Source organism: Streptomyces sp. NPDC059582 (assembly GCF_042735715.1).
Classification (GTDB): domain Bacteria; phylum Actinomycetota; class Actinomycetes; order Streptomycetales; family Streptomycetaceae; genus Streptomyces.
In genome coordinates, this window is record NZ_JBHWCC010000001.1 from 329,494 (window position 1) to 351,120 (window position 21,627).

Below are 21,627 nucleotides of genomic sequence, written 5' to 3' on the forward strand. Positions count from 1 at the left end.
CTACGGCTTCGGTGTGGCGTGCGGCGCGCAGGTCACGTCCGCGGTGTCCACCTTGCCGGTGAGCAGGTAGGTGTCGACCCTGCTGTTGATGCAGGGGTTGACCAGGCCGGTCACACCGTGCGAGCCGGCGGCCTTCTCGGTGATCAGACGGGAGCCCTTGAACCGCTTGTGCAGTTCGACTGCGCCCACGTACGGCGTGGCCGCGTCACGCTGGGACTGCACGATCAGCACCGGCGGCAGACCCTTGCCGGTCTTCACGTTCACCGGGGTCTGCTGCTTGGCGGGCCAGGTGGCACAAGGCAGGTTCATCCACGCGTTGGCCCACGTCATGAACGGGTAGTCCTTGTGCAGCCGCGTGTTGTCGCGGTCCCACTTCTTCCAGCTGGTGGGCCACTGGGCGTCGGCGCACTCGACGGCCGTGTAGACGGCGTTGCCGTTCTCCGAGGCGATGTTGCCCGCGGTGTCGGACAGGTCGGGGGCGGCGGCGTCGACGAGCGCCTGGGTGTCACCGGCGACGTACTGGCTGAACACGGTGGCGACCGGCACCCACGAGGAGTCGTAGTACGGGGCGCTCTGGAAGAAGGAGATCAGCTCGGCCGGGCCCACGACCCCGCCGAGGGGGTTCTTCTTCGCGGCGGCGCGCACGGCCAGCCACTTCGCCTGGACCGCCGCGCGGGTGGTGCCGAGGTGGAAGGTGGTGTCGTTGGCGGCGACCCAGTCCTCCCAGTCCTTCCAGCGGCCCTCGAAGGCGATGTCCTGCTCCAGGTTGGCCTGGTACCAGATGTTCTCGCGGGCCGGGTTGACGACGCTGTCGACGATCATGCGTCGGATGTGGCCCGGGAACAGCGTGCCGTAGACGGCGCCGAGGTAGGTGCCGTAGGAGACGCCCAGGTAGTTGAGCTTCTTCTCGCCGAGCGCGGCCCGGATGACGTCCAGGTCGCGGGCGGTGTTCGGCGTGGTCATGTACGGCAGCATCGCGCCGCTGCGCTCGTGGCAGCCGTCCGCGTACTCGGCGGCGAGCTTGCGCTGGGCGGTCTTGTCCGCCGCGGTGTCGGGCACCGGGTCAGCCTTGGGCGCCTTGACGAACTCCTGCGGGTCGATGCAGGAGATGGGCGCGGAGTGGCCGACGCCACGCGGGTCGAAGCCCACGAAGTCGTACGCCTTGGCCGTGTTGAGCCACAGGGCGCTCTTGGTGGTGACGCGGCGCGGGAACCGGAGTCCCGAGCCGCCGGGTCCGCCCGGGTTGTAGATGAGCGCGCCCTGACGCTCCTTCTTCGTCCCGGTGTTGCCGATGCGGTCGACGGCGAGCTTGATCTTCTTGCCGTCGGGCTTGGCGTAGTTGAGCGGAACCGTCACGTAGCCGCACTGGATCGGCTTCTCCAGGCCCCAGTCCGCAGGACAGTCCTGCCAGTCGATGCCCGCCTTCGCGGCCCTGGCCGCGGCGATCGCGGCGCCGCGCGCCTCACGGTCCTGCGGGTGGCGGTTCTCCGCGCTCGCCGTGGGCGCCGCGAAGGCGCCGGCTATCAGGGTCGCGGCGACGAGCGCTCCGGCCGATCCGAGCGCGGCTGTCCGCTTCCTCGGTCTGTTGTCCCTCAAGTGGGCCCCTCCCCGTACCTGGTGTCGAAAGGTAAAGGGATCCTTGCCGCTATGAGGACCCGGAGAACAGGGTTTGTTGACCTTCTTTGCCAATCCGATAACCGGAGAAGTGTGTCCCGCTGACCGGTATCAGCCAAAGGTCGCGAGTGCCTCGTCCAGTATCCGGCGCAGCCGCAGCGCGTCCGCGGCGACCGCGGTCACCAACGCGCCCGGCCCGGCGAGCGGGACGACGGCCGCCCCTTCGCCCAGCATCCGGGCCGCCACCGGTTCGGTCGCGAAATCAGGGCGCACGACGACGAGTTGGCCCACGGCTCGATGTCCGGCCAGCACGGCGGGACCGTCCCAGCCGCCCGGCGCGCCCGGCCCGCAGGCGAGTTCCTGGTCGAGCAGGGTCCGCCCGTCGACCCGCACGGCAAGACGGCTGGTGAGCCTCCCGGGTTCCTCACCGACCCGTCCGAGCACCTGCTCCTCGCGCAGCACGAGCCGAGCGGAACCGGCCAGAGCGACCCGGGTGGTCACATACAGCTCACTGCCGGCCGCCGAGATCAACTGCTCGGGCAGCCAGTGGAGTTCGCCGCCGTCGGCCACGTCGAGCCGTACGTCGTACCGGGCGTGGCCCTTGGCCTGCCCCGGCAGCGCGATGGTGGCGGCGGCCGACCCGACGCGCAGCCGGGCCCCGCTCTCCACCTCGGCGTGCACGGCGAACCGGTCGCCGCCCAGCGGCCCGCTCATCGCGCCGACGAGCATGACGCGCGCCTCGCCGCCGCTCCCCCGGGTCCGCCGCAGTGCGAGGGGTCCGTCGCTGTCCAGCACGGGCAGGGAGGTGCCGCCGCGGCCGTCGTCGCGCGCGACGATCCTGGCGGTGGCCCGGACCCCGCTCCCGGTCACGCCGTCCACGCGGTGAGCTGCTCCCGCACCCAGCCTGCGACGTCCCGCACCCCGTCCTCGCCGCGCAACGACTGGAAGACGACGGGCAGTTCGGCTCGCTGCGCCTTGGCGTCGGCGGCCATCCGCGCGAGGTCGGAGCCCACGTACGGCGCGAGGTCGGTCTTGTTGACGACCAGCAGGTCGGCGGTGGTCACGCCCGGACCGCCCTTGCGCGGGATGTCGTCCCCGCCGGCGACGTCGATCACGAAGATCTGGGCGTCGACGAGCCCCCGGGAGAAGGTGGCGGTGAGGTTGTCCCCGCCGGACTCGACCAGGATCAGGTCCAGCGGCCCCACCTCGTCCTCCAGATCCTCCACCGCTTCCAGGTTCGCGGAGATGTCGTCCCGGATCGCCGTGTGCGGACACGCCCCCGTCTCCACTGCGGTGATCCGCTCGGGCGGCAGCACGGCCTCACGCAGCAGGAACTCGGCGTCCTCGCGGGTGTAGATGTCATTGGTGACGACCGCGAGGGACAGTTCCTCGCGCAGGACACGGCACAGTGCCGCGACGGTGGCGGTCTTGCCGGACCCGACCGGCCCGCCGAGACCGATCCGCAGGGCCCGGCGGCGGCCGTCCGGCCGACGCGCGTCGGCGCTGACGGCGGACGGGCCGCCATGGGAGTGGTCGAGATGCATGGGTGCCCTCCTGATCCTCGTTCCGGAATACCTTTTCCTACGGCGCCTGCGCGGGGTTCTTCCTACGACGCGAACAGCCGGACCGGCCAGGCGGCGTGCGCCTCGGCGCTGATCTCCAGCAGCGGCGCCGAAGCCGCGGGCAATGCCTCGACCCCGTCGTCGAGCACCCGCCGGGCCGCCTCGACGGCCCGGTCGGCCACCCGGTCCAGCTCCGGCGCCAGCCGGGCCAGCACCGCGGTGGCGTCGAACGGGTCGAGACTCAGCAGCCGTACCGTCGCTGTGGCCGGCCCGCCGACACTCTCGTACGCCGCGCAGTACGCGGCGTCGACGGCCGCGAGCCCGGCCGCCCGCGCCACGAGTCCCAGCACCACCGGCTGGTGCGCCCCCTTGGGGAACTCCCGCGCCAGGGCGTCGAGTTCGGCGGACGGCCAGGCCGAACGGGCGGCCCGCATCAGCTGCCGGCCCAGCTTGCGCGCCGCGACCCGCAGCGCGGGGGACGGCGTGCGGGCGTCCGCCGCCGCGTCCAGCTCGACCGGATCCACTCCGAGCGCGGCCGCGGCGGCCAGGCCCGCCGCCACCAGTCCGGCGGTGTGCAGCCTCCCCCGGGCGAAGTCCTCCAGACTCGCCGCTCCCGTGATCCGCCCGGCCCTGACGGCCGCCTCGGCCCCGCCGGAGTGCGCGTGCCCTCCGGCGGGGAAGCGGCCGTCGGCCAGGACCAGCAGTGCTCCTGTGGACATCAGAAGAGGAAGTACCTTTGAGCCATGGGCAGTTCGGCGGCCGGTGTCGCCTCGACCAGTTCCCCGTCGATGTACACGGCGAAGCTGTCGGGATCGACCCGGACCCGCGGCCGCGCGTCGTTCTCACGCATGTCCGCCTTGGTCACCGCCCGCGTGGACTCGATCGCCACGAACCGCTTCCCCAACTGGAGCCGTTCCGGCAGCCCGTCCTCGACGGCGAGCGGTGCCACGAAGTTGACCGAGTTGGCCGCGGGCGCCCGCCCGATCGCCCCGTACATGGGGCGCGGCAGGATCGGCTGCGGGGTCGGGATCGAGGCATTCGCGTCGCCCATCTGCGCGTACGCGATCTGGCCGCCCTTGATGACGAGGTGCGGCTTGACGCCGAAAAACGCCGGTTCCCACAGCACCAGGTCGGCGAGTTTGCCGCTCTCCACGGAACCGATCTCGTGGGCGAGTCCCTGGGCGAGCGCCGGGTTGATCGTGTATTTGGCGACATAGCGACGTACCCGGCGGTTGTCCGCCCGCCCGTCCCCGGGGAGCGCGCCCCGCCGTCGCTTCATGACATGGGCCGTCTGCCAGGTCCGCAGCACGACCTCGCCGACGCGGCCCATGGCCTGGGAGTCGGAGGAGATGATCGAGATCGCGCCGAGGTCGTGGAGGATGTCCTCCGCGCCGATGGTCGACGGCCGGATCCGGGACTCGGCGAACGCCAGGTCCTCCGGCACCGCCGGGTTGAGGTGGTGGCACACCATCAGCATGTCGAGGTGTTCCTCGGCGGTGTTGACGGTGAACGGCCGGGTCGGGTTCGTCGAGCTCGGCAGCACGTGCGGCTCGGACACCACGGTCATGATGTCCGGCGCGTGCCCGCCCCCCGCGCCCTCGGTGTGGTACGCGTGGATCCCGCGCCCGGCGATCGCGGCGAGCGTGTCGCCCACGAAACCCGCCTCGTTCAGGGTGTCCGTGTGGATCGCGACCTGGATGCCGGTGCGTTCGGCGACGGTCAGCGAGGCGTCGATGACGGCCGGGGTGGAGCCCCAGTCCTCGTGCAGCTTCAGCCCCAGCGCCCCGCCGCGGATCTGGGACAGCATCGCCTCGTGCGAGACGGTGTTGCCCTTGCCGAGGAAGCCGATGTTGAGCGGGTACTGCTCCATCGCCTCCAGCATCCGGGCCAGGTGCCAGGGTCCGGGCGTCACGGTGGTCGCCTTGGAGCCCTCGGCCGGCCCGGTGCCGCCGCCGACCAGTGTGGTGATGCCCGCGGACAGCGCCTCGTCGGCGATCTGCGGACAGATGAAGTGGACGTGCGCGTCGACGGCGCCCGCGGTGAGGATCCGTCCGTTGCCCGCGATCACCTCGGTCTCCGGACCGATGACGAGATCCGGGTGCACGCCGTCCATGGTGTCCGGGTTGCCCGCCTTGCCGACGCCGGTGATCCGCCCGTCCCGGATGCCGACGTCGGCCTTGACGATCCCCCAGTGGTCGACGATCACCGCACCCGTGACGACGGTGTCCGGCGTGCCGTCCGCGCGGGTGGCGCGTGCCTGGCCCATGGATTCACGGATGACCTTGCCACCGCCGAACACGGCCTCGTCGCCGGCCAGTCCGGGGCCGCCGGAGCGGTCCTCCTCGATCTCGATCAGCAAGTCGGTGTCGGCGAGCCGGATGCGGTCACCCGTCGTCGGGCCGAACAGGTCGGCGTACGCGGCGCGTGAGATCTCAGGCATCGAGGGCACCTCCGGTCTCCCCGCGCAGACCGGGCACGACACGGGCGCCGGCGAGCGGTACGAGTTCCACGTCGACGGGGATCCCGGGCTCGAAGCGCACGGCGGTGCCGGCGGCGACGTTCAGCCGTTTGCCGCGCGCGGCACCACGATCGAAGTCCAGTCCGGGATTGGCCTCGGCGAAGTGGTAGTGGGAGCCGACCTGGACGGGCCGGTCCGCGGCGTTGAGGACGGTCAGCCGGGTGACCTCGCGGCCCTCGTTGTAGACGATCGGGTCGTCCGTGAAGAGGATCTCTCCGGGAATCATGGCGGCCTCCGCCGTCAGACGATCGGGTCGTGGACGGTGACGAGCTTGGTGCCGTCCGGGAAGGTCGCCTCGACCTGGACGTCGTGGATCATCTCGGGGATGCCCTCCATGACGTCGTCGCGGGTGAGCAGCTTGCGTCCGGAGGACATGAGTTCCGCGACGGTACGGCCGTCACGCGCGCCTTCGAGGAGGTGCGAGGTGATGAGGGCGACGGCCTCGGGGTGGTTCAGCCTGAGGCCGCGGGCCCGGCGCTTCTCGGCGACGTCGGCCGCCACATGGATCAGCAGCCTCTCTTGCTCGTGCGGGGTCAGTTGCACGTCCCACCTCACAGTCCTCGCCCGGACCGTGCGGGGCCCGGCTGCCGCTGCCCCTGGGGGAAACTCCCTGGTGGCGTGGATCGGCAGGCTAGTTGGAGTGAGTTTCGAGCAAGTTAACCGAGCTGTGATCAGAATTTCGATCCGGACGACGCACCGCGTCCCAGGGCCTGCCCCAGGGCCTGCCCCACGGCCTGCCGCTCGGCGTGGCCGGCCCGGCCGCCGCGCCGGCGGGGGCGAGCGGCGCCTGAGCGAGCGGGACGGCGCGTTCGAGATCCACCGCTACGCCGACGAGGCCGCGCGTGGCGGGCCGTGGCGGGCCGGTCGGGCTACGGCGCGGTCATGGTCACCGTCGACGGCCCCCGAACTGCCCGGGCCGTCGACGGCGAGTCCGTCGGCCGCCCAGCTGCTCCAGCAGGCGGTGGCCCGGCGGGCGTCCGCCGACGGCGCCCAGCCGAGGACGGTGGACGTCGTACCCGTCCCCGCCCGGCACCAGGGGCAGTGCGCCAGCGCTCCGGGCCGCGCCGCGCGGGTCGTTCGCGGGGGGGCCTGGCGGCGCCGGCTGTCGCGGGGCTCGCCGACTTCGTCGGCACCGCCTGTGTCGGCATCGCGGCGCCTGTGCTCATGCTGCTCGGGACCCGTACTCCGGTGCCGCCTCGGCGCCGCGACTGCCGCCCGAGCCGGTCGGCACTCGGCCGGCGGCCGCCGCCGGGTGCGGGTGCGACGCCGTCGCGCTCGGGTGTCTGCTTCGAGGGCGCCTCGGCGGCGGGGCACGCCCTGGCACGGACCTGGTGGGTGACGCCGGCTCTGGCCGCGGTGCTCGTCGGCGCGCGCTCAGGACCGCGCGAAGAGCGGCGAGTCCGTCGCGGAGCGGGATCTCGTCCCCGCCGTCCGACCGGCCGTCCGCCGGCCCGTCAGGAGGGCCCGGTCCCCCCGTGCTCCGCGGCGATCCCGAAGCGCTGACGTTCACGGGGAGCTGACGCGCCCTCGCGGACCGCGGATACCGAGCTGATCGCCTGCTCCTCCTCGGGCGGGTCGAGCTCGTCGAGTCGTTCCAGGTCGGCGGCCGAGACGAGGGCGACAAGGGGCTTGCCGTGGCGGGTCACGACGACGCGCTCACCGCCGTACACCACCCGGTTGATCAGGTCGGCGAGTTCAGCCCTGGCTTGCGTCACCGGAATCTCGTAGGCCATACCCCCATCATAACGTCACGTACGTCCTGTACATTTTTTACAGAGACGAATCCGTCGCGAGGAGGGGGTCCTCCATGACCCGACCGTCGGCCCGCCACGTCCTGCCCGAGTTCACCGAACGCACGAGCTTCGGGAACCGGACGCTGGATCCCTACGCGAAGCTGCTGGAGGGACGGATCGTCCTGCTCGGCACGCCGATCGACGACACCTCGGCCAACGACGTGATCGCGCAGTTCATGCACTTCGAGCACCAGGAGCCGGACCGGGCGATCTCGCTGTACATCAACTCCCCCGGCGGCTCGTTCAGCGCGATGACCGCGATCTACGACACGATGCGCCACGTCAGCTGTGACGTGGAGACGTTCTGCATGGGCCAGGCCGGATCGTCCGCCGCGGTCCTGCTGGCGGCGGGCACGCCGGGCCGGCGGTACGCGCTGTCGGGCGCGCGCGTGGTGCTCCGCCAGCCGGGGCTGCCCGAGCCGGCCGGGGGGCAGGTGAGCGACCTCGACGTCCAGGCGACGGAGCTGGCGCGCACCAGGGTCGTGCTGGAGGAACTGCTCGCACGGCACACGGGGCGCGGTCCTCGGCAGGTGGCGCAAGATATCGAGCGGGACCGGGTCCTGGACGCGCCCGACGCGCTGGAGTACGGCTTGGTGGACCGCATCGTCGACGGCCGTGGCGTCGCACGGACCACGCCCGGCGGGAGGTGAGCCACGGATGCTGCCACCGGAACTGCCGCCGCTTCCGGCCCTGACCCGGGCCGAGGGCGAGTTGATCGACCGTTATCTGGAGGTGGTCGATCTGCTCGGCCGCATCAACCCGGCACACCACGGGGACACGTATCGCGGACTGCGCGCCGCCCAGGCGCTGGTGGCGAAGGCGACTGCGCTGCGTGATGCGTTGGCCCTGATGCATCAGCGGGGCGAGGCCGAGCTGCACGCGCCCACGCTCGCGCGGGCGCTGCGCGTCCTGGACGGGGAGCGGCGCACGGCGCGCGTCACGGTGCCGTCGCCCTCCGACAGTTGACGCATTCACCGTCGGTCCGGTCATTCCGCCTCGTGCGCGGGGCGTCCGCGACGGGGTTCAAACGAACCAAATGGTGTACCCCCTGTCGGCGTATCCTTACGTCCTTTTTCGGGGCCTTCGCGGTTGCGCAACGCGCGTAGCTCCAGGGCGTGATGAGATGCTCCGCCGCTGGTCCGGGGCTCGTCGATCCCCTGGACGGCGGATCGAACAGAAGGGTGTCCACCCGAACGGGTGAGTGGTGAGTAACAACACAAATCCCCGGTTCCGTTGGGATTTTCGGACACCTGTGAGTGAAGATCCCTGTCTGACGACAAGCCCCCGCCACAGCGGCGGGGCGGTCCGGGCGGACGCCGAGTCCTGCCGCCACCCGGATGACCGGTCGACAGGAGTGCATCGGCAGGAATGGAGGACCCGAGCACGACGGGTTCGCCGGCACGGTCAAGCCATGACCGGACCGAGCAGCCCTTGGGGTGAAGCCGCGGCAACGCGGCCGGGCAACTTCGCCAGCCCGAATCCGACAGGTCATCCTTCACAGGCGGCTGACGAAGGGTTGCGCATGACTGCGCTCAATCGTGTCCCGTCGCTGATGGCCCGGGCCGGTACGGCCTCGGCGCTCACCATCGCCGCCGTGGGCGGCTCGATCGTGGCTCCGGGCTTCGCCTCCGAGGCGGCGGCGGCCACACCCGCGACGAAGGCTCTGCAGATCGCGGCATCGAAGAAGGGCGCCCCGTACAAGTACGGGGCCATCGGACCGCGTAGGTTCGACTGCTCCGGGCTCACGCTCTACTCGTTCAAGAAGGCGGGCAAGAAGCTGCCGCGTACGGCGGCCCAGCAGTACAACAAGACCCACCACGTCTCGGCCAAGAACCGCAAGGCCGGGGACCTCGTGTTCTTCCACTCCGGCTCCAGCGTGTACCACGTCGGCATCTACGCCGGGAAGGGAAAGCTCTGGCACGCCCCGAAGACGGGGGATGTGGTGCGGTTGCAGAAGATCTGGACCAAGAGCGTCTGGTACGGCAGGGTCAGCTGATCCACCCGGTGCGGTGGCGGCGTCCTGACGCGCCGCCACCGCACCGGGTCTCTCCCGGGGGCGCGGCTGGGGCCTCAAGGCTCCTGCTGCGCCACGGCCGGCACCGGCTCGGCCGGCACGGTCCACGGGAGCTCGATGAAGACCGTCTTGCCCCCTTCACGGGTGGGGCGGACGCGCAGCCTGCCGCCGCACTCCGCGGTGAGCCAGCGGATGATCACCATGCCCCGGCCGTTGTCCTGCTGGACGGCGGCCGGGAGTCGTTTGGGGAAGCGCGGGTGGCTGTCGGTGACGCCGATGCGCAACCGCTCGTCGCGGTCGAGGGCGAGGTCCACCGTGAAGGTGGGCGACTGCCCGAAAGTGTGCTGAACGGCGTTGGTGGCGAGTTCGGAGACGATCAGTCGGACGGTGTCGGCCATTTCCACGTCCGCCGGCAGGCCCCACTCCCCGAGCACGCTCGCCACGAAGGTGCGGGCGGTGGAGACCGAGCCGGGATCGCTCGGCAGAGTGATGGATGCTTCCAGATGGTCTGCCATGGCGACGTCGTCCCTTTCCCGCGGGACCGCAGTCCGACAAGGAGCGGATTCGAGTACGGTCCCGGACTGGTGCTTCTCCGTCAGACTGCCATTAGCGAGCCGGTCACGGTGGCGATCCACCAAGATATGCATATATCTGTCGCTCGAAGCGGTGAACTCTGCGACGGCAGACCGTATTTGGGCGGCCCGGAAGGCGTAAGGAGTTTCCCATGCAGTACGGTCCCGCGGTGCGCCGTCGGAAACTGGGCGCCGAACTGCGCGCGCTGCGCGCCCGCACGGGGCTCACCAGTGGTGAGGCGGCCCGGCTGGTGGGCTGGCACCAGTCGAAGGTGAGCCGGATCGAGACCGGCGCCAGCGGGGTGAAACCGGCCGATGTGCGGTTACTCCTGGACGCCTACGGTGTCGCCGAGGCCGAACATCGGGAGTTGCTGCTGGTACTGGCGGGTTCCCACGACGGCAGCCGGGACCACTGGTGGCACGCGTACCGTGGCGTGCTGCCGCCCACCTACCGGGATTTCATCAGTCTGGAGTCACAGGCGAGCGCGATGCGCACGCTGGAGACGTCGGTGGTCCCGGGGCTGTTGCAGACGCCCGAGTACGCCCACGCGGTGACCCGGGCGGCCGTGGAGGGGCTGGAGGAGGAACGGCTCGACGCGCTCGTGGAGGTGCGGCTGGCCAGGCAGCACGTGCTGCGCGCGGATCCGCCGCTGGAGTTGACCGCGGTCCTGGACGAGGCGGTGCTGCGCCGGGAGGTCGGTGGCCCCGACGTGATGGCGCGGCAGCTGCGGCGACTGGTGGAGGCGGGACGCCTGCCCCAAGTGCGGCTCCAGGTGCTGCCGTTCCGCGCGGGGGCACACATTGGCATCACCGGACCTTTCGTTATCTTGTCATTTCCGAGCACTTCTGATCTGGATGTGGTTGTTCTCGACCACATGACGAGTAGCCTCTACCTCGAACGGAAAGAAGACCTCCAGGCCTACTCGGAGGCCTTCAACACCCTTCAGATCCACGCCCTTTCGCCCGAGGACTCGTTGGATTTCATCGCCGGGATAGGTGACGGCGCGTAAGGAGGCACCATGACCGCACTGCCTCGGAACGTACCTTCCGCTACTCATCTGCACGACGCGCAATGGCTGCGCAGCAGCTACAGCACGGGAGCGAACAACTGCGTCGAGACGGCCCGGCCGGCCTCAGGGCCGTGGGCCGGGCTGCTCGCCGTGCGCGACTCCAAGGATCCGGCCGGACCCGCGCTGCTCTTCTCCCCCGAGAGCTGGGCGGGATTCACGGCCACGTTCCACTGACTCCGGTCCGGTCCCGTCCGGTCCCGTCCAGTCCCGTCCGGTCCGATCTGTTCCGACCCACCCTGATCCATTCTGATCAGCTCTGTACTGATCCACTCTGATCAGCGCCAATCAGCTTCCCTCGCCAGGCCATCAGCACCCGACGGCGTACCTCAGCGTCGAGTAACGCCGATCGGGCAACAGGTCAAGGTCAATGCGCCACTAGGCCAATCGGCCGATCAGGCGATTCAGTCGATCAGTCGATTCAGCCGATTCAGCCGATAGATGACGAATCGTGCGACACACGGCCCTGTCACGCCGACTCATGGTCGTGTCTCGCCGATCACCCGTACCGCGCGGGCGATCCGGTCCTCGGTGAGGTCCGCGCGGGCGGTCAGCCTCAGCCGTGAGATCCCGTCGGGCACGGACGGCGGCCGGAAGCACCCGACCACGACACCCGCCGTCCGGCAGTCGGCCGCCCAGCGCAGGGCCGCTTCCGGGGACGGAGCCCGTACGGAGACGACCGCGGCGTCCGGACGCACCGCCTCCAGGCCCATGGCGGTCAGGCGGGCGTGCAGGTCGCCGGCCACCGCGCGGGCGCGGGCCGCCCGCTCCGGCTCGCGACGCAGCAGCCGCAGGGCCGACAGGGCGGCGCCGGCCGCCGCGGGGGCGAGGCCCGTGTCGAAGATGAACGTCCGGGCCGTGTTGACCAGATGGTCGATCACCCGGGCGGGCCCGAGCACCGCTCCGCCCTGGCTGCCCAGCGACTTGGACAGGGTGACCGTCACGACGACGTCGTCCGCGCCCGCGAGTCCCACCGCGTACGGCGCTCCGCGGCCGCCGTCGCCCAGCACACCGAGCCCGTGCGCGTCGTCGACGACCAGCCCGGCGCCGTGCTCACGGCAGGCCAGGGCGAGCGCGGCCAGCGGGGCGGCGTCGCCGTCGACCGAGAAGACCGTGTCGGAGACGGCGACGGCGGGCCCGTCGTGCGACTGGAGCGCCTTGCGGACGGCGTCCGGTTCGGCGTGCGCGACGACCTGCGCGGTGCCGCGGGCCAGTCGGCAGCCGTCGATCAGCGAGGCGTGGTTGCCCGCGTCGGAGACGATCAGCGAGCCGTGCGGGGCCAGCGCGGTGACCGCCGCGAGGTTGGCCGCGTAGCCGGAGGAGAAGACGAGCGCGGCCTCGAAGCCGCAGAACGCGGCGAGTTCCCGTTCGAGCTCGGTGTGCAGTTCGGTGGTGCCGGTGACGAGCCGGGACCCGGTGGCGCCGCCGCCCCAGGTCCGGGCCGCCCGCGCGGCGCCCTCGGCGACCTCGGGATGGTGGGCCAGGCCCAGGTAGTCGTTGCTCGCGAGGTCGAGGAGGGGCGCGTCGGCGGGGCGCGGGCGCAGGGTCCGTACGAGCCCGGCGCGACGGCGGAGTTCCGCCTGCTCGTCGATCCAGCCGAACGCCATGGGTCCTCCGGGGATTTTGTAGGCAGTGGACAGACACTAGCGGGATGATCAGCGGGCCAGGATGTGGCAATCCACACACCACGAAGTGCCTCTGTTGTACGAACTCTCCTTGGCCCGAAGCACGTCCTTACGACAGGATCGGCTCTCATGGACCTGCTGAACACGCTGGTGGACAAGGGGCTGCGGCGCGAGCTGCCGAGCCGCGAGGAAGCACTCGCCGTACTGGCCACCGCCGACGACGATCTGCTCGATGTGGTGGCCGCGGCCGGCAAGGTGCGCCGGCAGTGGTTCGGCCGACGGGTGAAGCTCAACTACCTCGTCAACTTGAAGTCCGGACTGTGCCCCGAGGACTGTTCCTACTGCTCCCAGCGGCTCGGCTCGAAGGCCGAGATCCTCAAGTACACCTGGATCAAGCCGGACGAGGCGTCCCAGGCCGCGGCCGCCGGTCTGGCCGGGGGTGCCAAGCGGGTCTGTCTGGTGGCCAGCGGCCGCGGCCCGACCGACCGGGACGTGGACCGCGTCACCGACACCATCAAGGCGATCAAGGACCAGAACGAGGGCGTCGAGGTGTGCGCCTGCCTCGGCCTGCTCTCCGACGGCCAGGCGGAGCGGCTGCGCGCGGCGGGCGCGGACGCGTACAACCACAACCTCAACACGTCCGAGGGGACGTACGCGGACATCACGACCACGCACACGTACGCCGACCGTGTCGACACCGTGCAGAAGGCGCACGCGGCGGGCCTGTCTGCCTGCTCGGGGCTGATCGCCGGTATGGGCGAGAGCGACGAGGACCTGGTCGACGTGGTCTTCTCGCTGCGCGAGCTCGACCCCGACTCCGTTCCGGTGAACTTCCTGATCCCGTTCGAGGGCACACCGCTGGCCAAGGAGTGGAACCTCACCCCGCAGCGCTGTCTGCGGATCCTGGCGATGGTGCGGTTCGTCTGCCCGGACGTCGAGGTGCGCATCGCGGGCGGCCGCGAGGTCCATCTGCGTTCGATGCAGCCGCTCGCCCTGCACCTGGCCAACTCGATCTTCCTCGGGGACTACCTCACCAGCGAGGGCCAGGCGGGCAAGGCCGACCTGGACATGATCGCGGACGCCGGCTTCGAGGTGGAGGGCGCCGACCAGGTGACGCTGCCCGAGCACCGGGCGGGCGGCTGCCACGGGCACGAGGGGGCCGGCGTCTGCGGTCCCGCCGGCTCGGCACAGGGCGCGGCCGGCTGCGGGTCCGCCGGATCCGGACAAGGCGAGGGCGGTTGCGGTTCCGCCGGCTCCGCACAGGCCGACGGCGGTTTCGGTTCCACCGTCCCCGCACCGGTCAACGAGCCGCGCCCGGACCTCGTCGCGGTACGCCGCCGCGGCACCGGTACGGATCTCGCGCCCAATGCCTGACCTGAGCGTGCCGGAACTGCTCGACCTCGACCGGCGGCACGTGTGGCATCCGTACGGCCCGATGCCGGGCCGTACGGAGCCGCTCGTCGTGGAGTCGGCGAGCGGGGTGCGGCTGACCCTGGCGGACGGCTCGGGCGAACTGGTCGACGGCATGTCGTCCTGGTGGTCCGCCATCCACGGCTACAACCACCCGGTGCTCAACGCGGCCGCGCACGAGCAGCTGTCGCGCATGAGTCACGTGATGTTCGGCGGACTCACCCACGAGCCCGCCGTACGGCTGGCGAAGCTCCTCGTCGACATCACCCCGGCCGGTCTGGAACATGTCTTCCTCGCCGACTCCGGTTCGGTGTCGGTCGAGGTCGCGGTCAAGATGTGCCTCCAGTACTGGCGTTCGCTGGGCCGCCCCGAGAAACACCGGCTGCTGACCTGGCGCGGCGGCTACCACGGCGACACCTGGCAGCCGATGTCCGTGTGCGACCCCGACGGCGGGATGCACGAGCTGTGGACCGGGGTGCTGCCACGCCAGGTGTTCGCGGACCCACCGCCGACGGGGTACGACGAGTCGTACGCCGACCAGCTGCGCGCCGCGATCGAGGCGTACGCGGGAGAACTCGCCGCGGTGGTCGTCGAGCCGGTCGTACAGGGCGCCGGCGGGATGCGCTTCCACTCCCCCGCGTATCTGCGGGTGCTGCGCGAGGCCTGCGACGCGCACGACGTGCTGCTGGTGTTCGACGAGATCGCGACCGGATTCGGCCGTACGGGCGCACTGTTCGCAGCGGAGCACGCGGCGGTGACCCCGGACGTGATGTGCGTGGGCAAGGCGCTCACCGGCGGCTATCTGACCATGGCGGCGACGCTGTGCACCTCGCGGGTGGCCGAGGGCATCTCCCGCGGCGAGGTGCCGGTGCTCGCGCACGGCCCCACGTTCATGGGCAACCCGCTGGCGGCGGCCGTGGCCTGCGCCTCGATCGACCTGCTCCTCGGCCAGGACTGGCGGGCGCAGGTCAAGCGGATCGAGACGGGACTGCGGGAGGGACTGGAGCCGGCCTCCGCGCTGCCGGGGGTGAAGGAGGTCCGGGTCCTGGGTGCCATCGGGGTCGTCCAGCTCGACCACGCGGTGGACATGGCGGCGGCCACCCGGGCCGCGGTGCGCGAGGGCGTGTGGCTGCGGCCCTTCCGCGACCTGGTGTACACGATGCCGCCGTACGTCACGGACGACGCGGACGTCGCACGGATCGCACGCGCGGTGTGCGCCGCGGCACGGGAGGGATGACATGCCGGTACTGGTGATCACGGGCACGGGCACGGAGGTCGGCAAGACCGTGACGACCGCGGCGGTCGCCGCCGCCGCGGTCGCGGCCGGCCGCTCGGTGGCCGTGCTGAAGGCCGCGCAGACGGGGGTACGGCCGGACGAGCCGGGCGACGCCGACGAGGTGGCGCGGCTGGCCGGTGCGGTGACGGCGACCGAACTCGCCCGGTATCCCGAACCGTTGGCGCCGGGCACGGCGGCACGGCGGGCCGGGCGGGCGCCGGTGCGTCCGCACGACGTGGCCGACGCGGCGCAGAAGCTGGCCACGGAACACGACCTGGTGCTGGTCGAGGGCGCGGGCGGGCTGCTCGTGCGGTTCGACCCGGACGGCGGGACGTTGGCCGACGCGGCCCGCCTGCTGCGGGCGCCGGTGCTGGTGGTGGCCTCGGCGGGCCTGGGCACGCTCAACACCACCGAGCTGACGGCATGTGAACTGCGTTCCCGGGGGATCGAGTTGCTGGGTGTGGTGATCGGCAGCTGGCCGGACTCGCCCGACCTCGCCTCGCGGTGCAACGTGGCGGATCTGCCGGTCGTGGCCGGAGCTCCCCTGCTCGGGGCGCTCCCCGCCGGCGCCGGCACGCTCGCGCCCACCGACTTCCGCTCCGCCGCGCCGGGTTGGCTGGCACCGAGGCTGGACGGGACGTGGGACGCGACGGAGTTCGGGGTGCGGGAGGCTCCGTAGGGGGCGGGGCGCGGGACGACGGCTCGACGGCTCCTTGGCGGACGCGGTCCGGGAGGCTTCGTAGCGGACGCGGTGCGGGAGCTTCGTAGCGGAGGGCGTGGGTTTCGGCCTTCGGCCCTGATCCGGTTCCGGGTTCGCTCCTGGACCCGGCGCCGGGGACCGGCTGCTGGGACCGGGTTCGCAGGTACGGGACACGTGAGGTAGGCCGTTCGAGGGCAGACCGGCGCGGCCGGACGGGCGGGCGCCCCCGGGCGCGGGTGCGGCGGGGCCTCACGGGGGACACTCACCGTAAGGTCCCGTCCGGTCCGGGAGGTCGCCATGCCCGCACGGTCCGTCGTCCGCTCCGACAAGGTGGCTCGGGATGCCGTCCACCATCCGCTGTTCGCCCGCCGCTACGCCCGGTTGAGCGTCGTCGCCGAGACCAGGTTCGGCATGGGCACCGTACGCGACCGGCTGCTCGCCGGACTGTCGGGGCGGGTGATCGAGATCGGCGCCGGCAACGGCCTGAACTTCGCCCGCTATCCGCGTACGGTCGCCGAGGTCGTCGCGATCGAGCCCGAGCGTCTGCTGCGGCAGGCGGCGGTGGAGTCGGCGCTGCGCTGCGAGGTCCCCGTGGACGTCGTCCCGGGTGCGGCGGAGGCACTCCCCGTCAAGAGCGAGGCGTTCGACGCGGTCGTGCTCTGCCTGGTGCTGTGCAGCGTGCGCGAGGTGTCGCGCGCCCTCGTCGAGGCACGGCGGGTGCTGCGGCCCGGCGGGCAGCTGCGGTTCTTCGAGCACGGCCGGGCCGGAGGCCGGGCGATGGCCGTCACCCAGCAGGCGCTGGACCGCACCGTGTGGCCGCACCTGAACGGCGGCTGCCACCTGTCCCGGGACCCGGTCGCCGCGGTGCGTACCGCTGGATTCGAACTCGGCCCCTACCGGCGCCTGTCGATCCCGGAGAAGGGGCCCCGGCTGCCCACCTCGTCCTGCGTGCTGGGCACCGCGTGGCGCCCCGCGACACTCGGCGAACCGGGCGCCTCATAGGCTCCATTGCCGCAGTTCGCGCGCGATGTCGTCGACCGAGGCCTCGCCGCTCTTCACCAGCCGGGCCAGGTCGCGGACCTGCTCGGGCGACGTGGCGACCTTGAGGCCGCTGGCGACGAGGTAGCCGTAGGCGACCGCGGAGGCGAACAGCGCGTTGGAGCGTTCCAACGCCGGGACGTGGATGAGGACTTGGAGCAGCGCCGCGCCCCGCGCGTGCGGGGTGTCGTACACCGGGACGTCGAATATGTCGGCCTGGTGGCGGGCGACGGCGGCGACGAGGGCTCCCCAGTCGGTGACCTGGGGATCGCCCGGTGTCTTCTGTTCGGCGAGCATGAGGAGCCAGGCCAGGTCGATCCGCACGTTGTTCAACGGATCAGCCGCGGCCTTCGCGCGGCTTCTCGCCGTCCGTGCCGAACTCCTCGGCGAAAACGGCCTCGTACTGCTTCATGAAGTCGGCGGCGGCCTCCACGAAGGTGTGGCCCGCCTCCCCGGCGTCCTGTCGGACGAGTTCCTCGATGTAGCGGTTGACGCTCATGCCACGGGCCAGGGCGCGTTCGCGGGCCGCGCGGGCGGTGCCCTCGTCGACGCGTACGTTCAGCTGGGTCTTCGCCATACCTCGACGCTAGCGCCGGAACGCTAGCACCGGCAAGAGGCCCCCGCGGAAACGTCTCCGTGTCATCCACCGGGTGGAGCTTGCCCCTTACACCGGTATCGGGGGCCCGACCTGGGGCGGAGAAGGCCTCGACCCCAGGGGGGATACCGGGTGTGCGGCCGGTCACACTAGTCTCGGCCGGGACGAGGAGTCGTTACGTCCATGTGAGCGAGGAGGCAGCCTTGTCCACACCTGCTGCGGAGCACGCCCCCGGCCGGGCATCGGCCGACGGGATCGCGGCCCGCGCCCGCGGTCTGACCAAGGCATACGGCTCGGGCGAGACGGCGGTGCTCGCCCTGGACTCGGTCGACGTCGACATCGCGCGCGGCCGTTTCACCGCGGTCATGGGGCCGTCGGGCTCGGGGAAGTCCACGATGATGCACTGCCTGGCCGGGCTCGACACCGTCTCGGCCGGACAGGTGTGGCTCGGCGACACCGAGATCACGGGGTTGAAGGACCGCGAGCTGACCCGGTTGCGCCGGGACCGGATCGGCTTCATGTTCCAGTCGTTCAACCTCATCCCGACCCTGAGCGCGGCCGAGAACATCACCCTGCCCATGGACATCGCGGGGCAGAAGCCCGACCAGAAGTGGCTGGACCAGGTCATCGACACCCTCGGCCTGCGCGACCGGCTCGGGCACCGGCCGTCCCAGCTCTCCGGCGGCCAGCAGCAGCGCGTCGCCTGTGCCCGGGCGCTGGCCTCCCGCCCCGAACTGATCTTCGCCGACGAGCCGACCGGCAACCTCGACTCCCGCGCGGGTCTCGAGGTGCTCGGCTTCCTGCGCGAGGCCGTCGACAACCTCGGCCAGACGGTCGTCATGGTCACCCACGATCCCGGTGCCGCCGCCCACTCCGACCTGGTGCTGTTCCTCGCGGACGGCCGGATCGTGGACGAGATGGAGCGGCCGTCGGCGGAGGCCGTGCTCGAACGCATGCGCCTGTTCACCGGAGCGGTCCCCCAGAACCCCGGCAAGGAGAACTGACCCGGTGCTCAAGGCGACACTGAGGAGCTTCCTCGCGCACAAGGGGCGGCTGCTGCTGTCCGCGCTGGCGATCGTGCTGTCCGTCGCGTTCGTCGCGGGCAGCCTGATCTTCTCCGACACGGTCACCCGCACGTTCGACCGGCTGTTCGCGTCCACCTCCGCCGACGTGACGATCGAGCCGAAGCAGGACCTCAAGTCGGCCGTGCCGACCGGCGCGGTCCAGACGCTGCCCGCGTCGCTGGCGGAGCGGGTGGCCGGGGTCGACGGCGTCGCGTCGGCCCACTCGGACGTGGGCGTCGAGAACATCACGGTCGTCGACAGCGGGAACAAGTCGGTGGGACCGACCACCGGCGCCCCCACCATCGCGAGCGACTGGTACCTCACCGACCGCAGCCCGGTGAAGCTCACCTCGGGCCACGCCCCGCACGGCGCGTCCGAGGCCCTCCTCGACGCGGACACCGCCGACAAGAAGCACGTGAAGATCGGCGACACGCTGACCGTGATGGCGCAGCCCGGCAGCTTCAAGGTCGAGATCGTCGGCATCGCCACCTTCACCACCACCAACCCGGGCGCGGCCCTGGTCTTCCTCGACCCGGAGACCGCCGCCGACCAGCTGCTGGGCTCCGCGGACCGCGCGACGGGCATCTCGGTGGACGCGGCGCCGGGCGTGAGCGACGCCGAACTCAAGCGCCGGATCGGTTCCGCGGTCGGCACCGGCGCCTACGAGGTGCGCACCGCCGACGAGCAGGCCAAGTCGGCCGCCGCCGCCCTCGGCGGATTCCTGGACGTCATCAAGTACGTCATGCTCGGCTTCGCCGGGATCGCCGTGCTGGTCGGGGTCTTCCTGATCGTCAACACCTTCTCGATGCTGATCGCCCAGCGCACCCGCGAGCTGGGCCTGCTGCGCGCGCTCGGCGCCGACCGGCGGCAGGTGCGGCGGTCCGTGCTGACGGAGGCGGTGCTGCTCGGCCTGGTCGGCTCGACGCTGGGTCTGGCGGCCGGGATCGGGCTCGCGGCCGGACTGATCAAGCTCATGAGCGCGTTCGGCATGAACCTGAAGACGACGGAGATGGTGGTCGGCTGGGCCACCCCGGTGGCGGCGTACGTCGTCGGCGTCGGCGTCACCTTCGTGGCCGCCTATCTCCCCGCCCGGCGCGCGGCGCGGGTGTCGCCGATGGCGGCCCTCGCGGACGCCGACATCTCCGGGGTGGGCCGGCCGCTGAAGGTGCGTGCGGTGGTGGGCTCGCTCGTCGGAGCGGCCGGCGTGGCCGCGCTGGTGGGCTGCGCGACGGCCGGCAAGACGGCCTCGGCGGCCTCCCTGCTGGGCCTCGGCGTCGTACTCACCCTCGTCGCGACCGTGATCGCGGGCCCCCTGCTGGTGCGTCCGGTGATCCGGGTGCTCGGCGCGGCCTTCCCCGCGTTGTTCGGGTCCATCGGCCGGATGAGCCAGCGCAACGCGCTGCGCAATCCCCGCCGTACGGGTGCCACGGCGTCCGCGCTGATGGTGGGTCTCGCGCTGGTCGGCGGGATGTCGGTGGCCAGTGCCTCCATGTCCAGCTCCTTCGACCAGCAGATCGACAAGACGCTGGGCGCCGACTTCGTGATCCAGAACAGCAACTTCGTGCCGTTCTCCCAGGAGGTCACGGACAAGGTCCGGGGCACCGAGGGCGTCGGGCTCGTCGTACGGCAGCGGTTCGCGCCGCTCGCGGTACGGCTGCCGGACGGCAAGCGGGTCGAGACGACCGCGGCGGGCTACGACGCCCGGGTGGACGACGTCGCCCATGTGACGTACGCCGAGGGCGACTCGGCGGCCGCGCTCGCGGACGGCAGCGTCGGCATGGACGCGGACTTCGCCAAGGACCACGGCGTACGGGTCGGCAGCGTGCTCCCGGTCGAGTTCCCGGGCGACCGTACGACCGAGCTGAAGGTCGCCGCCCTCACCGACCAGGGTTCGTCCGGCGGGTTCGGCACGCAGGGCGGCCTGTTCCTCGGCATCGGCACGGTCGAGAAGTACGTCCCCGGCGGCCAGGACTCCTCGCTGTACGTGAACGCGGCGTCCGGCACCGATGCCGACCGGCTGCGTCCCGTGCTGGAGGCGGCGCTCGACCCGTATCCGCAGGTGCAGGTCCGCGACCAGGCCGACTACAAGAAGCTGGTCCACGACCAGATCGCCGTGCTGCTCTACCTCGTCTACGCGCTGCTCGGGCTCGCGATCGTCATCGCGGTGCTCGGCGTGGTCAACACCCTCGCCCTGTCGGTGGTGGAGCGCACCCGCGAGATCGGACTGCTGCGCGCCATCGGCCTGGCCCGGCGGCAGCTGCGCCGGATGATCCGGCTGGAGTCGGTGGTGATCGCGGTGTTCGGCGCGGTGCTGGGACTCGCGCTCGGGCTGGTGTGGGGCGTGTGCACCCAGCAGGTGCTGGCGTTGCAGGGCATGAAGGTGCTCACGATCCCGTGGGGCACCATCGTCGCGGTCATGATCGGCTCGGCGGTGGTCGGCGTGGTGGCGGCACTGCTTCCGGCGCTGCGCGCTTCGCGCATGAACGTGCTGGCGGCCATCGCGCACGAGTGACGCGTACGGACGATCGATGCGGTGCGTTCGGGACGGGTCGGTCGGCGACGGCCGGGACGGCGGGGTCGGTGGCAGAGGTCGGAAGCGGTCGGGATCGCGCGGAGCGGTCGGGGACGGCGGGCCCGGTTCGGAGGGGCCGGGTCCGGGAGGCGCTGGTCCGGACTGGCGCTGGTCCGGACTGGCGCGGGTCCGGACTGGCGCGGGCTCGCAGGGCGCCGGTTTGCCGGACGGCCTGGCTGTCCGGATGCTGAAATTTCCGCGCCCCGG

Annotated in this window: 23 protein-coding genes and 1 riboswitch; of the genes, 11 read left to right on the forward strand and 12 right to left on the reverse strand. The window is 71.7% G+C overall.

Annotation, left to right across the window (positions count from 1 at the left end; translation table 11 throughout):
- The 8 genes from ACFV0T_RS01425 to ACFV0T_RS01460 all read right to left on the reverse strand — a co-directional run bounded on the left by ACFV0T_RS01425 (position 1) and on the right by ACFV0T_RS01460 (position 7,427).
- Positions 1-1,596, reverse strand: coding sequence for an alpha/beta hydrolase (locus ACFV0T_RS01425; RefSeq protein ID WP_385773166.1), 1,596 nt, complete (start codon positions 1,594-1,596; stop codon positions 1-3).
- Between the two features lie 129 nt (positions 1,597-1,725).
- A complete protein-coding gene (locus ACFV0T_RS01430; RefSeq protein ID WP_385773168.1) occupies positions 1,726-2,493 on the reverse strand; it encodes an urease accessory protein UreD in 768 nt (255 codons plus the stop codon).
- A complete protein-coding gene (gene ureG / locus ACFV0T_RS01435) occupies positions 2,481-3,158 on the reverse strand; it encodes an urease accessory protein UreG (RefSeq protein ID WP_385773170.1) in 678 nt (225 codons plus the stop codon). Before ureG ends, ACFV0T_RS01430 begins: the two co-directional genes overlap by 13 nt.
- 62 nt (positions 3,159-3,220) lie before the next feature.
- Positions 3,221-3,895, reverse strand: a complete 675-nt coding sequence (locus ACFV0T_RS01440; RefSeq protein WP_385773172.1) for an urease accessory protein UreF — start codon at positions 3,893-3,895, stop codon at positions 3,221-3,223.
- The gene (locus ACFV0T_RS01445; RefSeq protein WP_385773174.1) at positions 3,895-5,616 is read right to left on the reverse strand and encodes an urease subunit alpha; all 1,722 of its coding nucleotides are present in this window, start codon (positions 5,614-5,616) and stop codon (positions 3,895-3,897) included. Before ACFV0T_RS01445 ends, ACFV0T_RS01440 begins: the two co-directional genes overlap by 1 nt.
- Entirely contained in the window at positions 5,609-5,920 is a 312-nt protein-coding gene (locus tag ACFV0T_RS01450; RefSeq protein ID WP_385773176.1) for an urease subunit beta, read from the reverse strand. Before ACFV0T_RS01450 ends, ACFV0T_RS01445 begins: the two co-directional genes overlap by 8 nt.
- Before the next feature lie 14 nt (positions 5,921-5,934).
- Positions 5,935-6,237 carry an urease subunit gamma gene (locus ACFV0T_RS01455; protein ID WP_184599242.1) on the reverse strand — a complete coding sequence of 101 codons (303 nt, stop codon included), beginning with the start codon at positions 6,235-6,237 and terminating at the stop codon, positions 5,935-5,937.
- 911 nt (positions 6,238-7,148) lie between these two features.
- On the reverse strand, positions 7,149-7,427 hold the full coding sequence (locus ACFV0T_RS01460; protein WP_385773178.1) for a type II toxin-antitoxin system Phd/YefM family antitoxin: 279 nt from the start codon (positions 7,425-7,427) through the stop codon (positions 7,149-7,151).
- 74 nt (positions 7,428-7,501) lie between these two features.
- Between ACFV0T_RS01460 and ACFV0T_RS01465 the strand changes: the two genes are divergently transcribed.
- The 3 genes from ACFV0T_RS01465 (at position 7,502) to ACFV0T_RS01475 (ending at position 9,483) form a co-directional block, all read left to right on the forward strand.
- Positions 7,502-8,137 (forward strand): ATP-dependent Clp protease proteolytic subunit, encoded by a 636-nt coding sequence (locus ACFV0T_RS01465; protein WP_385773180.1) that lies wholly within the window; start codon positions 7,502-7,504, stop codon positions 8,135-8,137.
- A gap of 7 nt (positions 8,138-8,144) precedes the next feature.
- The gene (locus ACFV0T_RS01470; protein WP_385773182.1) at positions 8,145-8,453 is read left to right on the forward strand and encodes a hypothetical protein; all 309 of its coding nucleotides are present in this window, start codon (positions 8,145-8,147) and stop codon (positions 8,451-8,453) included.
- A gap of 338 nt (positions 8,454-8,791) precedes the next feature.
- Positions 8,792-9,006: riboswitch (cyclic di-AMP (ydaO/yuaA leader) on the forward strand.
- A gap of 3 nt (positions 9,007-9,009) precedes the next feature.
- Positions 9,010-9,483 (forward strand): C40 family peptidase, encoded by a 474-nt coding sequence (locus ACFV0T_RS01475; RefSeq protein WP_385773184.1) that lies wholly within the window; start codon positions 9,010-9,012, stop codon positions 9,481-9,483.
- A gap of 74 nt (positions 9,484-9,557) precedes the next feature.
- On the opposite strand, the gene ACFV0T_RS01480 is transcribed toward ACFV0T_RS01475, so the two are convergent.
- Positions 9,558-10,016: an ATP-binding protein gene (locus ACFV0T_RS01480; protein ID WP_385773186.1), complete on the reverse strand. Its 459-nt coding sequence runs from the start codon at positions 10,014-10,016 to the stop codon at positions 9,558-9,560.
- Between the two features lie 209 nt (positions 10,017-10,225).
- Between ACFV0T_RS01480 and ACFV0T_RS01485 the strand changes: the two genes are divergently transcribed.
- Positions 10,226-11,083: a helix-turn-helix domain-containing protein gene (locus ACFV0T_RS01485; protein WP_385773188.1), complete on the forward strand. Its 858-nt coding sequence runs from the start codon at positions 10,226-10,228 to the stop codon at positions 11,081-11,083.
- A 9-nt stretch (positions 11,084-11,092) separates the two neighbouring features.
- Positions 11,093-11,317 (forward strand): DUF397 domain-containing protein, encoded by a 225-nt coding sequence (locus tag ACFV0T_RS01490; RefSeq protein WP_385773190.1) that lies wholly within the window; start codon positions 11,093-11,095, stop codon positions 11,315-11,317.
- Positions 11,318-11,619: 302 nt separating this feature from the next.
- On the opposite strand, the gene ACFV0T_RS01495 is transcribed toward ACFV0T_RS01490, so the two are convergent.
- Positions 11,620-12,747, reverse strand: coding sequence for an 8-amino-7-oxononanoate synthase (locus ACFV0T_RS01495; protein ID WP_385773192.1), 1,128 nt, complete (start codon positions 12,745-12,747; stop codon positions 11,620-11,622).
- Positions 12,748-12,894: 147 nt separating this feature from the next.
- Here ACFV0T_RS01495 and bioB point away from each other — a divergent pair, with 147 nt between their 5' ends.
- From bioB to ACFV0T_RS01515, 4 genes are all read left to right on the forward strand, one after another.
- Entirely contained in the window at positions 12,895-14,139 is a 1,245-nt protein-coding gene (bioB, locus tag ACFV0T_RS01500) for a biotin synthase BioB (protein ID WP_385773194.1), read from the forward strand.
- Positions 14,132-15,412 carry an adenosylmethionine--8-amino-7-oxononanoate transaminase gene (locus tag ACFV0T_RS01505; protein ID WP_385773196.1) on the forward strand — a complete coding sequence of 427 codons (1,281 nt, stop codon included), beginning with the start codon at positions 14,132-14,134 and terminating at the stop codon, positions 15,410-15,412. Before bioB ends, ACFV0T_RS01505 begins: the two co-directional genes overlap by 8 nt.
- Before the next feature lies 1 nt (position 15,413).
- A complete protein-coding gene (gene bioD / locus ACFV0T_RS01510; RefSeq protein WP_385773198.1) occupies positions 15,414-16,130 on the forward strand; it encodes a dethiobiotin synthase in 717 nt (238 codons plus the stop codon).
- 318 nt (positions 16,131-16,448) lie between these two features.
- Positions 16,449-17,153 carry a class I SAM-dependent methyltransferase gene (locus ACFV0T_RS01515; protein WP_385773200.1) on the forward strand — a complete coding sequence of 235 codons (705 nt, stop codon included), beginning with the start codon at positions 16,449-16,451 and terminating at the stop codon, positions 17,151-17,153.
- Here ACFV0T_RS01515 and ACFV0T_RS01520 read toward each other — a convergent pair.
- Complete coding sequence (locus tag ACFV0T_RS01520) at positions 17,148-17,522, reverse strand: fic family toxin-antitoxin system, toxin component (protein ID WP_385773202.1); 375 nt, start codon at positions 17,520-17,522, stop codon at positions 17,148-17,150. The two genes, ACFV0T_RS01515 and ACFV0T_RS01520, sit on opposite strands and share 6 nt — an antisense overlap.
- 4 nt (positions 17,523-17,526) lie before the next feature.
- Positions 17,527-17,766 carry a toxin-antitoxin system HicB family antitoxin gene (locus tag ACFV0T_RS01525; RefSeq protein WP_385773204.1) on the reverse strand — a complete coding sequence of 80 codons (240 nt, stop codon included), beginning with the start codon at positions 17,764-17,766 and terminating at the stop codon, positions 17,527-17,529.
- Positions 17,767-17,987: 221 nt separating this feature from the next.
- On the opposite strand from ACFV0T_RS01525, the gene ACFV0T_RS01530 reads away from it, so the two are divergent.
- Both ACFV0T_RS01530 and ACFV0T_RS01535 read left to right on the forward strand, forming a co-directional pair.
- Positions 17,988-18,788 (forward strand): ABC transporter ATP-binding protein, encoded by an 801-nt coding sequence (locus ACFV0T_RS01530; RefSeq protein WP_385773206.1) that lies wholly within the window; start codon positions 17,988-17,990, stop codon positions 18,786-18,788.
- 4 nt (positions 18,789-18,792) lie between these two features.
- A complete protein-coding gene (locus ACFV0T_RS01535; protein ID WP_385773208.1) occupies positions 18,793-21,360 on the forward strand; it encodes an ABC transporter permease in 2,568 nt (855 codons plus the stop codon).
- The last annotated feature ends 267 nt before the right edge of the window (positions 21,361-21,627 follow it).

Excerpts from the sequence above, each read along its gene's own strand:
- ureG (WP_385773170.1), bottom strand. The coding sequence starts at position 3,158 with ATGCATCTCGACCACTCCCATGGCGGCCCGTCCGCCGTCAGCGCCGAC.
- ACFV0T_RS01440 (WP_385773172.1), bottom strand. The coding sequence starts at position 3,895 with ATGTCCACAGGAGCACTGCTGGTCCTGGCCGACGGCCGCTTCCCCGCC.
- ACFV0T_RS01445 (WP_385773174.1), bottom strand. The coding sequence starts at position 5,616 with ATGCCTGAGATCTCACGCGCCGCGTACGCCGACCTGTTCGGCCCGACG.
- ACFV0T_RS01450 (WP_385773176.1), bottom strand. The coding sequence starts at position 5,920 with ATGATTCCCGGAGAGATCCTCTTCACGGACGACCCGATCGTCTACAAC.
- ACFV0T_RS01460 (WP_385773178.1), bottom strand. The coding sequence starts at position 7,427 with ATGGCCTACGAGATTCCGGTGACGCAAGCCAGGGCTGAACTCGCCGAC.
- ACFV0T_RS01465 (WP_385773180.1), top strand. The coding sequence starts at position 7,502 with ATGACCCGACCGTCGGCCCGCCACGTCCTGCCCGAGTTCACCGAACGC.
- ACFV0T_RS01470 (WP_385773182.1), top strand. The coding sequence starts at position 8,145 with ATGCTGCCACCGGAACTGCCGCCGCTTCCGGCCCTGACCCGGGCCGAG.
- ACFV0T_RS01475 (WP_385773184.1), top strand. The coding sequence starts at position 9,010 with ATGACTGCGCTCAATCGTGTCCCGTCGCTGATGGCCCGGGCCGGTACG.
- ACFV0T_RS01480 (WP_385773186.1), bottom strand. The coding sequence starts at position 10,016 with ATGGCAGACCATCTGGAAGCATCCATCACTCTGCCGAGCGATCCCGGC.
- ACFV0T_RS01485 (WP_385773188.1), top strand. The coding sequence starts at position 10,226 with ATGCAGTACGGTCCCGCGGTGCGCCGTCGGAAACTGGGCGCCGAACTG.
- ACFV0T_RS01490 (WP_385773190.1), top strand. The coding sequence starts at position 11,093 with ATGACCGCACTGCCTCGGAACGTACCTTCCGCTACTCATCTGCACGAC.
- ACFV0T_RS01495 (WP_385773192.1), bottom strand. The coding sequence starts at position 12,747 with ATGGCGTTCGGCTGGATCGACGAGCAGGCGGAACTCCGCCGTCGCGCC.
- bioB (WP_385773194.1), top strand. The coding sequence starts at position 12,895 with ATGGACCTGCTGAACACGCTGGTGGACAAGGGGCTGCGGCGCGAGCTG.
- ACFV0T_RS01505 (WP_385773196.1), top strand. The coding sequence starts at position 14,132 with ATGCCTGACCTGAGCGTGCCGGAACTGCTCGACCTCGACCGGCGGCAC.
- bioD (WP_385773198.1), top strand. The coding sequence starts at position 15,414 with ATGCCGGTACTGGTGATCACGGGCACGGGCACGGAGGTCGGCAAGACC.
- ACFV0T_RS01515 (WP_385773200.1), top strand. The coding sequence starts at position 16,449 with ATGCCCGCACGGTCCGTCGTCCGCTCCGACAAGGTGGCTCGGGATGCC.
- ACFV0T_RS01525 (WP_385773204.1), bottom strand. The coding sequence starts at position 17,766 with ATGGCGAAGACCCAGCTGAACGTACGCGTCGACGAGGGCACCGCCCGC.